At 66.2% G+C, this 10,689-nt stretch carries 16 protein-coding genes; 13 read left to right on the top strand and 3 right to left on the bottom strand.

All coding sequences use genetic code 11. The features are described 5' to 3' along the window. Positions 1 to 18: 18 nt before the first annotated feature. Entirely contained in the window at positions 19 to 501 is a 483-nt protein-coding gene (locus ABZX37_RS20475) for a hypothetical protein (protein WP_354741652.1), read from the bottom strand. A 120-nt stretch (positions 502 to 621) separates the two neighbouring features. Beyond that, the gene (locus tag ABZX37_RS20480; protein ID WP_354741654.1) at positions 622 to 861 is read right to left on the bottom strand and encodes a hypothetical protein; all 240 of its coding nucleotides are present in this window, start codon (positions 859 to 861) and stop codon (positions 622 to 624) included. Positions 862 to 1,027: 166 nt separating this feature from the next. On the opposite strand from ABZX37_RS20480, the gene ABZX37_RS20485 reads away from it, so the two are divergent. Next, positions 1,028 to 2,707 carry a hypothetical protein gene (locus ABZX37_RS20485; RefSeq protein ID WP_354741656.1) on the top strand — a complete coding sequence of 560 codons (1,680 nt, stop codon included), beginning with the start codon at positions 1,028 to 1,030 and terminating at the stop codon, positions 2,705 to 2,707. Here ABZX37_RS20485 and ABZX37_RS20490 read toward each other — a convergent pair. Then, on the bottom strand, positions 2,690 to 3,322 hold the full coding sequence (locus ABZX37_RS20490; RefSeq protein WP_354741658.1) for a hypothetical protein: 633 nt from the start codon (positions 3,320 to 3,322) through the stop codon (positions 2,690 to 2,692). The genes ABZX37_RS20485 and ABZX37_RS20490 overlap by 18 nt on opposite strands. A 73-nt stretch (positions 3,323 to 3,395) precedes the next feature. Between ABZX37_RS20490 and ABZX37_RS20495 the strand changes: the two genes are divergently transcribed. The 12 genes from ABZX37_RS20495 to ABZX37_RS20550 all read left to right on the top strand — a co-directional run bounded on the left by ABZX37_RS20495 (position 3,396) and on the right by ABZX37_RS20550 (position 10,683). Then, positions 3,396 to 4,760: a phage portal protein gene (locus tag ABZX37_RS20495; RefSeq protein ID WP_354741660.1), complete on the top strand. Its 1,365-nt coding sequence runs from the start codon at positions 3,396 to 3,398 to the stop codon at positions 4,758 to 4,760. A gap of 3 nt (positions 4,761 to 4,763) precedes the next feature. Beyond that, positions 4,764 to 5,582: a hypothetical protein gene (locus ABZX37_RS20500; protein WP_354741662.1), complete on the top strand. Its 819-nt coding sequence runs from the start codon at positions 4,764 to 4,766 to the stop codon at positions 5,580 to 5,582. Positions 5,583 to 5,649: 67 nt separating this feature from the next. Then, positions 5,650 to 6,228 carry a hypothetical protein gene (locus ABZX37_RS20505; protein WP_354741664.1) on the top strand — a complete coding sequence of 193 codons (579 nt, stop codon included), beginning with the start codon at positions 5,650 to 5,652 and terminating at the stop codon, positions 6,226 to 6,228. 75 nt (positions 6,229 to 6,303) lie between these two features. Continuing rightward, positions 6,304 to 7,236: a P22 phage major capsid protein family protein gene (locus tag ABZX37_RS20510; protein WP_354741666.1), complete on the top strand. Its 933-nt coding sequence runs from the start codon at positions 6,304 to 6,306 to the stop codon at positions 7,234 to 7,236. 9 nt (positions 7,237 to 7,245) lie between these two features. Further along, complete coding sequence (locus tag ABZX37_RS20515) at positions 7,246 to 7,716, top strand: hypothetical protein (protein WP_354741668.1); 471 nt, start codon at positions 7,246 to 7,248, stop codon at positions 7,714 to 7,716. Next, a complete protein-coding gene (locus tag ABZX37_RS20520; RefSeq protein WP_354741669.1) occupies positions 7,707 to 8,024 on the top strand; it encodes a hypothetical protein in 318 nt (105 codons plus the stop codon). Before ABZX37_RS20515 ends, ABZX37_RS20520 begins: the two co-directional genes overlap by 10 nt. A 6-nt stretch (positions 8,025 to 8,030) precedes the next feature. Further along, positions 8,031 to 8,387: a hypothetical protein gene (locus ABZX37_RS20525; protein ID WP_354741671.1), complete on the top strand. Its 357-nt coding sequence runs from the start codon at positions 8,031 to 8,033 to the stop codon at positions 8,385 to 8,387. Between the two features lie 3 nt (positions 8,388 to 8,390). Continuing rightward, positions 8,391 to 8,768: a hypothetical protein gene (locus ABZX37_RS20530; protein WP_354741673.1), complete on the top strand. Its 378-nt coding sequence runs from the start codon at positions 8,391 to 8,393 to the stop codon at positions 8,766 to 8,768. A gap of 67 nt (positions 8,769 to 8,835) precedes the next feature. After that, positions 8,836 to 9,501 (top strand): hypothetical protein, encoded by a 666-nt coding sequence (locus tag ABZX37_RS20535; protein WP_354741675.1) that lies wholly within the window; start codon positions 8,836 to 8,838, stop codon positions 9,499 to 9,501. An 89-nt stretch (positions 9,502 to 9,590) separates the two neighbouring features. Then, positions 9,591 to 9,794: a hypothetical protein gene (locus ABZX37_RS20540; RefSeq protein WP_354741676.1), complete on the top strand. Its 204-nt coding sequence runs from the start codon at positions 9,591 to 9,593 to the stop codon at positions 9,792 to 9,794. Between the two features lie 35 nt (positions 9,795 to 9,829). Beyond that, the gene (locus ABZX37_RS20545) at positions 9,830 to 10,237 is read left to right on the top strand and encodes a hypothetical protein (protein ID WP_354741678.1); all 408 of its coding nucleotides are present in this window, start codon (positions 9,830 to 9,832) and stop codon (positions 10,235 to 10,237) included. A 248-nt stretch (positions 10,238 to 10,485) separates the two neighbouring features. Then, positions 10,486 to 10,683 carry a hypothetical protein gene (locus ABZX37_RS20550; protein ID WP_354741680.1) on the top strand — a complete coding sequence of 66 codons (198 nt, stop codon included), beginning with the start codon at positions 10,486 to 10,488 and terminating at the stop codon, positions 10,681 to 10,683. Positions 10,684 to 10,689 lie beyond the last annotated feature (6 nt).

Below are 10,689 nucleotides of genomic sequence, written 5' to 3' on the forward strand. Positions count from 1 at the left end.
CGCCGGTTGCCCCGGGTCTCAACTCCGGGGGTTCAGCCCGTCCATGGCCGCTGTGGCGAACTTGTTCACTGCCTCCTCCGCCCCACGGGCAGCGATGAAGTACTTGTCAGTGTGCAACTTCTGCGCACCTCGCTTGAAAGCCGAGTAGACATCATCGACTGCGCCCGCTGGCTCCGCGATCTTCTGCCGGGCGTCGTTCGCAAGATCGGCCAATGCCGCCGGTCCGGCAAGCACGACAGGAGCGCACTTTTCGTGCAATGCCTTCCACGTCGTCAAGTACTCCTGGTATGAGTCCTCCACTTGCTGCTCCTCACGGACATTGCGGCATATGCGGATCACCTCTCGCATGTTGTCCTGAAGCGCGTAGAGCGTTGCCAGGTACTCCGCGCAGGCCGACCGCCGCACCTCCGTGTTCGCAGCAGACTGCTTGGACGTTTCGACCTTCTGTTGGCTGCGAGCCGTGATCCAGTTCGCCGTCAGCGTCGCTGCCGCGCCGATCACAGCCCCTCCTGCGCCAATTGCGCCAGCGATCCATTCCGAAGCCATACGAAACCTCTACGTTCAGGTGGACAGTCAATAGTGTTGGCAGCGTGGGCGGAGCGTTCCGGCCAGACCTGTCGACTAGTAGGTGAGCTTGGCTCGCCAGTGGCGGCGCTGTGCCAGTTCCCGGGTGATCGTCAACTCCGTGATGTCCCCGGCAGTCTTGAACGCGATCACGCCCTCGCCGGGCGCTGACGGCTCCTCCTCCGGAATCAGCAAACCCGAGGCCACCCGAAACCTCAGGTCGCTCACGTGATTCGGATCGGCGGCCGGCGTTTCCCGCTTCCACCGCAAGATCGCGTCGCGGATGTCACTGGCCACGCGCCTGAGTTCTTCCTCAGCCAACATCTTTTCGCCATTGGGATACATCTTCGACTGTCCTCCAGGTTGTTCCGGGGCGCTCCAAGCTAGCAGCGTTTCCGCTGCTCGCAGGGGCGTTTCCCGTCTCCGATTCGTACTCCAAACGGGGGATGCGGGGTGATCCTCCGTGACCGCCCTCGACGCCCCCTCCTACTCGCCGGTCAAGATCGGACCGAGTTGGCGTCGAGACAACGACGGTCGATATATCCTTCCTGAACTCACTCTCGGCTGGCAGATCCTCGGGTGGACCGCGGACTGGCTCCAGCACGGCGACGGCCGCCCGTGGCGCTACACCGACGAGCAGGCCCGGCTCACGCTCTGGTGGTACGCCATTGACCCCAATGGCCGCTTCGTCTATCGAGACGGTGTCGTGCAGCGGCTCAAGGGCTGGGGGAAAGACCCGCTTCTCGCCACCTGGTCGGCAGTGGAATTCGTTGGCCCGTGCCGGTTTTCGCATTTCGACGACGACGGGGAACCGGTCGCGAAGCCGCATCCCGAGGCGTGGGTCCAAATCGCCGCAGTCAGCAAAGACCAGACCCGCAACACCATGACTTTGTTCCCGCAGATCTTCACCAAGCGGGCACTTCAGCGCTACCGGATCGATCTCGGCAAGGAGATCATCTACGCCGACCACGGCCGAGCGCGCATCGAAGCGGTCACCTCCTCGCCGCGAGCGCTGGAGGGCGGTCGTCCCACGAGCGTGGTGAAAAACGAGACGCACCACTGGCTTCTGTCCAATGAGGGCCACGAGATGGATGCCGTCATCGACCGGAACGCCACGAAGTCCAACGACGGCAGCACACGTCCGATCGCGATCACCAACGCCTACGAACCGTCCGAAGACAGCGTTGCCCAGCGAGCCCGGGAGGCGTACGAGGAAGCCGAAGCCATGGGGCTCGCCCACGGCATCCTGTACGACTCGTTGGAAGCGCCGCCGGAAGCCCCGCTGACCCTCGAAGCGGCTCCGGCGGTTGTCGAAGCCGTGCGCGGCGATTCCTACTGGCTCTCCACGGATCGCATCGTCGCGGCCATCGCCGACCGCCGGAGCCCGCCCAGCCGCTCGCGGCGCTTCTGGTACAACCAGATCGTTGCGGCCGAAGACGCATGGACCGACCTCAAGGACTTCGATCTCTGCCAGGCCGGCGAGGACGTTCCGCCGCTCGCACCCGGCGACGAAGTCACCCTCTTCGCCGACATGTCCAAATCGGATGACGCCACCGGCATCGTCGCCTGCCGCCTGTCCGATGGACTGGTCGGCGTCGTCGGCATGTGGCAGCGCCCGCCCGGCAGTCGCGGTGACGGGTGGCTCGCGCCGCGCGAATCCGTGGACCAGGCCGTGGACGCCGCGTTCTCCACCTACCGCGTTGTCGCGTTCTTCGGGGACCCGTCCCACACTCTCGACGACGAGACCCAGGAGCGCTACTGGGACGCGCTTTTCGACGAATGGCACCGTCGGTACGGAGCACAGCTCGAACTGTGGGCCGAAGGCGGCCAGCGGCAAGGCCACTCGGTCATGTGGGACATGACCAGTCCGCAAAGGACAGCGCAGTTCACCGCCGCTGCCGAACGGTGCGCCCTGGAGATCGGCGAACACACGCTCTTGCACGAAGGCGACGGCCGCCTGCGCGCCCACGCACGCAACGCAAAACGCTTTCCCAACAGGTACGGGGTTTCCTTGTGGAAGGGCCACCGCGAATCCCGCAAGAAGGTCGACCTCGCCGTCTGCATGGTCGGCGCACGCATGGTGCGCCGCCTGGTGCTCAACAACCCCAGTCGGCGCAGGAAGCGGTCAGGGCGCGTCTGGTGATGACGCACCCAATCTGTCCCGATCCAGCTCGGTACGTCGGTGCTCAAGCGCCGGGATGTTGTCGATAGCTTGATCAGACTGTTCGAGAGATTCTCTCAGCTCCCTGAGTTTGCGAAAGTAGGACCACGGCCGATATGGACGCAAAGCCAGGAGGTCGCTGACCCCGGATACGTTTTCGAGCAACGCGCGCCTTGCCGCGAAGATAAATGCACTAGTCAGAAGATAGCCCTCCTCGTGCATCATCTCGATGACCCCGAGCCGCCCTAGCTTGCTTGACATGCTCTTCTCGAACTCTCTAGCGAGTCGTCTCTGCCGTTTGCCAAGCAGGTGCTCGAACTTCAGGAGACTTCGGAGCAACGCGTCGACCTCATCGCGAGCGACGTTCAAAGCGGTGATCCCCACGTCCGATCCGTGGTTTAGATCCGCTAGCAACACGAGATCGAAATAAAAAGGTGGGAGCAACTCAAGCTTCGCCATCGCCTCCCGACGTTCCCGGTTTGCTGCGACGATGCGGTCCTTGCGCGCTTCCAGCTGCGGTTTCGCAAGGTACTCGATGACCATCGTGACGAATGCCGCTGTGATCGCGCTGACCAGCGCTGTTTGAGCTTGAGACATCGCCCGATCCTACTGGCGTTAAGCGCCACACCAGCCCATTGCATCCACGACCTCTGCACGCAAAGGAGGCGCGATGCTGGGCCGCAAGGCTGTCGTCGAACTCGTCAAAGACCAGATGTTCCCCGCCTGGCACGACGAGCGGGACAGGCTCGACCGGATCGACCGCTGGTACCGGTGGAAGCAGGACGACATCAAGCTGCCCCGCCGGGCCACGCCGGAGCTGCGGGCGCTCGCCGAGATGAGCAAGATCCCCTGGCTGGGTCTGGTGGTGACCTCGGTCAGCCAGTGCATGTACGTGGACGGCTACCGATCCCCGACGCTGGATTCGGCTCGCCCGGACGGCGAGGTCTCTCCGGCATGGAAAACGTGGCACGCCAATGGTTTTGATCAACGGCAGATCGCTATTCACCGCGCCGCGCTGGCCTACGGATACTCCTACGTCCGCGTCCTTCCCGGCGAGGACCACGAAGGCAAGCGCTCCGTGATGCGCGGTGTTTCGCCGCGGAAGTGCTATGCGCTGTACCAGGACCCGGCTGACGACGACTGGCCCATGTACGTCATCCAGGTGGCGAAGGCCGACAAGGGCGGCTACCTGATCTCTCTCTTTGACGAGGAAGACGTTCATTACGTCAGCATGGACAGCTCCACGTCCAAGCCGGAATGGATCTCCGCGGAAACCCACGGCGCGGGAGTGACCCCGTTCATCCGCTATTCCAACATGCTCGACCTCGAAGGGCGCAGCACGGGCGAGGTGGAGCCGTTCATCCCGGCCGCCGCGCGGGTGAACAAGACCTCGTTCGATCGGTTGGTCACGCAGCACTTCTCCTCGTGGAAGGTGCGCACGGTCTCCGGGATGGCGCAGCCGGATACCGAAGAGGAAGCCAACCGCAAGAAACTCCAATTGCGGCAGGAAGACCTCCTCGTCGCCGAAGACCCCGATACTAAATTCGGCACCCTCGACGAGTCGCCGCTGACGGGCTTCATCGATTCGTGGCGGTCCGATGTGGAGGCGTTGGCAGCCGTCACGCAGACGCCGACGCACACCCTCACCGGGCAGTTGGTCAACCTCTCCGCGGAAGCCCTCGCCGCCGCTCGCGCCGGCCTGACACAGAAGGTCGCGGAGCGGCAGAAATCGTTCGGGCGCAGCCACGGGCAGACGCTGCGGCTCTCCGCCCTGCTCGAAGGCCACGAGGACGAGGCCCGTGACGTGCTCGCGCGGGTCACGTGGCAGGACATGGAGGTCCGTTCTATCTCCCAGGCTGTGGATGCGTGGGGCAAGGCAGCAACCATGCTCCAGGTTCCCGTGCAGGCTCTCTGGCAGCGGCTGCCCGGCGTCGAAAAGTCCGACGTGGACGAGTGGGAGCGCATGGCGGAACACGCCGACCCGGTTGCGCGGATGACGAAAACCCTTGCCGACCAAGCATCCCCGGCGGGGTGAGCCATGGCCGACACGATCGCCGGCCAGCGGCTGACCCGGCGCTACCGCAGGGACCAGCTCGCCCTGCGCGCGCAGTTTCTTCAGGAACTGCACCGGATCTGGCCGCTTCTGGACCCGCTGCGCCTGGACGCCACCGCGCGGGCATGGCTGGACCTCATGACCGATCTCGTCCTGGCGTACCGGGCGAAGTCCGTCACGCTGTCGCTGACCTACTACGACAAGTTCCGCGACGCGGAGACCGACCACGGCATCTTCCACGCGGCTTTCCTGCGCGACGTCGTGATCCCGAACCTGGAGCAGATCCGTGCGTCGCTCATCGCTACCGGTCCGGCGAAAATCAAGCACGACACCATGACGACGGGGCACGACATCGACGCCATCGCGAGCGCCGCGATGGCGGAAGTCTCCGGCGCGGGCACACGGCTGGTTGTCGGCGGAGGCCGCGACGCCATCGACGAGGCCGTGCACGCCGACAAACAGGCCGTCGGGTACGCACGCGTCCTCGGCCCGAAACCCTGCTACTGGTGCGCCATGCTCGCCTCGCGCGGACCCGTCTACCGGTCCGCCGAGGTCGCCTACCGCACCACCGCGCGCAGCAAGCGCGGCCCCGGCAAGGAATACCACGACTACTGCATGTGCCAGGTCGAACCGCTGTTCCGCCACCTGCCCAAGGACGAGTGGCCGCAACCGATGCGCGACCTCAACCAGCTGTGGGAGACGGCCAAAGAGGACACCAGCGGCCGGAAGACCGTCAACGTCTTCCGGTCCTTGTTTGAAGCCCGGGGGTCCGTCGAGATCCCCGCACAGCGCGCGCAGCGCTGACCCCCATCCATCCCGGCCGCCGGTCGCAACGACCCGCGGCCATCCCGCAATGGGAAGGACATGCCGAATGGACGACGGCAACGGCATCGACAACGCCGACGAGAAGCCGGACGAGACTTCCGAGACGAAGCCGGCCGACCAGCCGGAGCGTGCCGAGCAGGAATCCGACAAGGACGGCGACGCCGAGAAGCTCGGCGACGCCGGGAAGCGCGCCTTGGACGCGATGAAGCGGGAGCGCAACGCGGCCCGCAAGGACCGGCAGCAGCTGCTCGACAAGCTGAAGGAATACGAAGACAAGGACAAGACCGAATCCCAGCGCCTTCAGGAGGCCGCTGACGAGGCGAAGACGCGCGCCGCACGGGCCGAGTCGAACGCCGCGAAGTTGCAGATGGCTCTCGACCGCGCCCCCGAGGGCGCGAGCCTCGCGCACATCAAGGCCGTGGCCAAGCGGATCTCCGGCGAGACCGAAGAAGAGCTTGAGGCCGACTGCGACGAACTTTTCGGCTTGTTCGCCCCGCACCAGGAAACCATCAAGAAAGAACCGCCAGGGAAGCCGCGGGAACGGCTGTCCGGAGGCGGCGATCCCGACGACGAGCCGGAGGAAATGGACCCGCGCAAGCTCGCGGACTCCATCGGCCGCCACTGATCTCGACTCGCACGATCGCAACGCACGGAGAGCCGCGCGGACCGCTGGCGGTCCATGACCCCTAAGGAGGTCAACGTGGCTAACACGTTTCTCAAGGCGAACAAGATCGCCGCGGCAGCGCTGGGCCTGCTCCAGAGGGAGATCGTTCTCCCTGCGCTGGTCTGGCGCGACGCGGCCGGCGATTTCGCCCAAGCAGCCGGGGACACGATCTCGATCCGTGTCCCGGCGCGCACCACCGCGCGGACCCGGACTCTCCGCGGCGCGCGCCCGACCACGTCCGAGGGCGCGGGCATCATCACCATGGACGAACTCACCGAAACCAAGGTCGACGTAACCTTGGACGAGGACGTCTACAGCGCGATCCCGATCACCGACGAGGAACTGACCCTCGACATCACCAACTTCGGGGCGCAGATCCTCGCGCCGCAGGTGCGTGCGGTCGCGGAAGGCTTGGAAAACAAGCTGGCCGCGGAGATGACCGGCGCGACCTACGCGACCACGCTCACCCTCGACACCGCCGACCCGTACAAGACCTTGGTGGACGCGCGGGTTGCGCTCAACAAGAGCAACGTGCCCATGTCCGAGCGCACGTGCGTTGTCGGCGCAGACCTGGAAGGCGTGTTCCTGAAGTCCGAGCACATTTCGATGGCGGACAAGTCCGGCTCGGACAGTGCTCTGCGCGACGCGGTGATCGGCCGCATCGCCGGTTTCGGCAACATCTACGTGTCGAACGCTCTGCCGCCGAACGTCGGTTTCTGCTTCCACCGCACGGCGTATGTTTTGTCGATGCGCGCACCGGCCATTCCGGACGGCGCGAGCTACGGCCGGAGCCAGGCGTATGCCGGACTCGCGATGAGGTGGTTGCGGGACTATGACTTCCGCAACGTCCAGGATCGCTCCCTTGTGGACAGTTACGTCGGAACCAACATCATCGCGGACGGCCCGGACGGCCCGGACACCGACGCCAACCCGGATTTCGTCCGCGCCATCAAGATCACCGCTGCGTAAGGAGGCGTCATGCTCCCTGCGCTCGCCGATCTCGGCGACCTCGAAGCCCGCCTCGGGCTCGACCCGGACACCCTTGCCGGGCCGGAGAAGTCGCGAGCACAGGCCGCGCTGGACGACGCCTCGGCGCTGGTCCGCGAGGAAACCCGGCAGGACTGGGTGGACCCGCTCACGGGCGAGGTCGCCGCACCGGCTCCGCTTGTCCGGGTCGTCCTCGGGGCGGCGCTGCGGACCTATCGCAACCCCGATGCAGAGATCTCCCAGACGCTCGGCCCGTTCGCCCGCACGCTCAAGGCCGCGGAGGTCGGGGTGTATCTCACTCCGCCGGAGCTGGCCATCGTCCGCCGGTATCGCAAGGAAACCACCGGACTGTGGACGCAGGGAACCACGCGCGGCGAGCACTGGGACAGCACGCTCTACGCCGAAGACCAGTTCGGCTGTGAGCTGTTCCCCGTCGGGACAGTAGACAAGCCATGGCTGTGAACCGGCACATGGTGAGCGTCAAGCGGTACCGCAAGGACCGCTACGGCGACCGCCAGTTGACCGGCGCATTCAGGGTCGGCGACTGCATCTTCGCGCCCCGGAGCAGCTCCGAGGCCGAAGACCGGTCCACGACCGTCACCGCCGACGCCCGCTTGTTCGTACCGGCCGCCGCGACGATCGAGCCGTCCGACGAAATCGAGGTCGAGGGCACCGTCTACCAGGTCGAGGGCGAGCCCGAACGGTGGGAGTCGCCCTGGGGCGGCTGGTCGCCGCACCTGGTGGTGTCGCTGCGCCGGATCACGGGGTGAGCGCTCATGGCCAGATACGAGCCGGACGGCGCGGGCTTCACCCGGCTGGCCACCAGCCGCCGTGTCTCCCGGCACATGACCGGCGTCGTGGGCCGCTACTGGGCGGACGAGCTTCGCGCACTCGCCCCGACGCTGTTCGATCGCAACACCGGCGAATACGTCGACTCCATCACCGTCGAGCCCGTGACGGTCACGATCAACGGCCTGCCCCGCGCGGGCGTGGTCATCGCGGCCAACACCCGCTACGCGGCGATCCTGGAAATCGGGTCGAAGGACATTGACGTCCCACCGCGTCCGCTGACCAAGATCCTCGACCGGATCGAGGACGCCGACCCCGGGCAGGCCCGGAAGCACCGGGGGTGAGCCGTGGAGCTTCTCAGCCCGTTCCCCGATATCGAAGATTTCGCCCTGGCGCTGTTGGAATCCGCGGGTCCGACAGCGCTCGCCACACCCGAGGTGATCGCACCGCCGCTCGTCGTCATCCGCCGCACCGGCGGGTCCGATGACGCGATCACCGACATTCCGCGCATTCAGGTCGACTGCTACGGAGCCACCCGCCGCCAGGCGGCGGATCTGGCCGAGCAGTGCAGGCAGCTCGTGATTGCCTCCCCCGCAACGGGTTTCGACCACACCAGCATCGATCAGTCCTGGACCGAGTCGGCACCGGTTTTCGTGCCCTACGGCGACCCGGCGAGCCAGCGCTGCACGGCGACCTACCGTCTCGCGCTGCGCCGCGTCCGCTGATCCGGTCCGCCGTTCTCAGCCCCTGCCCGGGGCTGCTCTCTCAGCCCGATCACGAAGGGGGCTACCTATGTCTATTGCGACTATTGCCAAGCGGCAGCAGAAGCTCATCCGCAAGGCTCAGGACGCGGCCATTTTCGCCGCTCCCGAATCGGCGGCGGTTGTCGAGGCCATCACCAACGGCGCGTCCGGTGACCTGGTCGCCCTTCCGCCGGCCTGGCGTTCTCTCGGCCACCACACCGAATCCGACGGCATCAACTGGACCCGGGACGTGAATTCCGACGACGTCCGCTCGCACGGTTCCAGCGAGCCGACGCGGCGTGACATCAGCTCCGACGTCACCGGTCTCGTTGTCCTGGCGCAGGAAACCAAGGCGTTGTCCCTGGAGATGTTCCACAACGTCGACCTCAGTGGCGTCACTCCGGATGCGACGACCAAGGAAATTGCGTTCAACCGAAGCCGGACTCCGTCCACCCGGTACTGGCGGCTGCTCGCCGTCGCGAGCGACGGTCAGGGCGCGGACACCATTTATTTCGCGCGTTTTTGTCCGCGAGCGTCCATTACGGACTTCGCCGAGCAGCCGTGGACCAAGGGCGACGAGCTGCGCTACCCGCTGACGTTCACGGCCTATGTGGACGACACGGCGGGATACGCGATGCGGGAGATGTGGGGCGGTCCTGGAATCGCTCCGCTGCTGGCGGACATGGGCTTCGCGACCACGCCGCCCACGCCCTGACAGAAGACCCGGTCGGGGCGTCGGCGTCACGGGTGGTGTCCCCGACGCCCCGACCGCCCATACACCGCAACGACTTTCCGGGAGAACCCATGGAGAACTTTGCCGCGCGCCTCGTCGCGCCGGACGGGCGGGAATTCATCGCCCGCTCGCCCGCGGAATACAACACGCTCCGCTACGGCCAGGGCTACCGGCCCGCCGACGAATCCGCCGCCGACGCACCGGCGAAGCCCGCCAAGCCCGCGAAGACCGCGCCCGCGCCGTCCCCGGATTCCGGCCCGGACAAGACCGCCTGACGACACCGACCAACGACACCACCCAAGGAACACCCATGAAGAAACTCCAAGGCTGGGACGCCTACGTCGCCGAAGCCAAGACCGACAACGACGACCGCTCGATCGAACTGCCCCTCACCCCCGACGAGACGTACATCATCAAGTACCCCACGCGTCGGCAGGGCAAGAAGATCCGCGCCGCCCAGGACACCGGCGACATGGACGCGCTCCTGGTCGCGCTCCTCGGCGACGAAGCGGGCCGCCGCGTCGCCGAAATCTCCGAAGACGCTCCCGCCTACGTGCTCGATCTCTTCCTTATCGACGTGATGCGCAAGTTCGGCTTCATCGAGGACGAGGCCGACGACGAAGACGACGAAACCGCGGTGGCAGAGGGAAAATCCCCGGACCCGGCGGCAAGCACGCCGGAGCATTCGCCGCCGCGCACGAACTCCGACGCCGCATAGAGCTGCTCGACCGCTTCGGCGAGGAGATCGAAGCCGACCTGTTCGAGCGCGGATGGGACCTGCTCGACTACTTCCGGGGCCGCAAGCCGTGGGGGCAGCTCGACCGACTGATTGCCCGGCTGCCACGGCATTCCCACTACAAAGCCGCGATCGACAACGACGAGTCCTTCGCCGAAATCGCCGCCGCACTGCCCAAACCCGACGACGCGCCGGAGCCGCGCGTTCCCCTCACCGGCTACAGCGATGTCGTGGCCCGCCTCGACAACCTGTTCGACGCGGTGAACGCGGTGAACGAAACCCTCGTCGCCGTCCACTCCTCCAAGCGCAGCGCCATGCACCGCCCGAACCGGGCACCCCGACCTGAGACCGCAATTCAGCGCATCGAATCCCGCCAACGGGTGTCGCGCCTCGACGAGATCGTGAATCGGATGACCGGGGGGAGGTGACCCCCG

This window comes from Amycolatopsis sp. NPDC004079 (assembly GCF_040610415.1).
GTDB classification, from domain to species: domain Bacteria; phylum Actinomycetota; class Actinomycetes; order Mycobacteriales; family Pseudonocardiaceae; genus Amycolatopsis; species Amycolatopsis halotolerans.

Bases quoted from the DNA above. Each gene is read 5' to 3' on its own strand.
- ABZX37_RS20545 (WP_354741678.1), top strand. From the start codon at position 9,830: ATGAAGAAACTCCAAGGCTGGGACGCCTACGTCGCCGAAGCCAAGACC.
- ABZX37_RS20495 (WP_354741660.1), top strand. From the start codon at position 3,396: ATGCTGGGCCGCAAGGCTGTCGTCGAACTCGTCAAAGACCAGATGTTC.
- ABZX37_RS20535 (WP_354741675.1), top strand. From the start codon at position 8,836: ATGTCTATTGCGACTATTGCCAAGCGGCAGCAGAAGCTCATCCGCAAG.
- ABZX37_RS20525 (WP_354741671.1), top strand. From the start codon at position 8,031: ATGGCCAGATACGAGCCGGACGGCGCGGGCTTCACCCGGCTGGCCACC.
- ABZX37_RS20520 (WP_354741669.1), top strand. From the start codon at position 7,707: ATGGCTGTGAACCGGCACATGGTGAGCGTCAAGCGGTACCGCAAGGAC.
- ABZX37_RS20490 (WP_354741658.1), bottom strand. From the start codon at position 3,322: ATGTCTCAAGCTCAAACAGCGCTGGTCAGCGCGATCACAGCGGCATTC.
- ABZX37_RS20515 (WP_354741668.1), top strand. From the start codon at position 7,246: ATGCTCCCTGCGCTCGCCGATCTCGGCGACCTCGAAGCCCGCCTCGGG.
- ABZX37_RS20500 (WP_354741662.1), top strand. From the start codon at position 4,764: ATGGCCGACACGATCGCCGGCCAGCGGCTGACCCGGCGCTACCGCAGG.
- ABZX37_RS20540 (WP_354741676.1), top strand. From the start codon at position 9,591: ATGGAGAACTTTGCCGCGCGCCTCGTCGCGCCGGACGGGCGGGAATTC.
- ABZX37_RS20505 (WP_354741664.1), top strand. From the start codon at position 5,650: ATGGACGACGGCAACGGCATCGACAACGCCGACGAGAAGCCGGACGAG.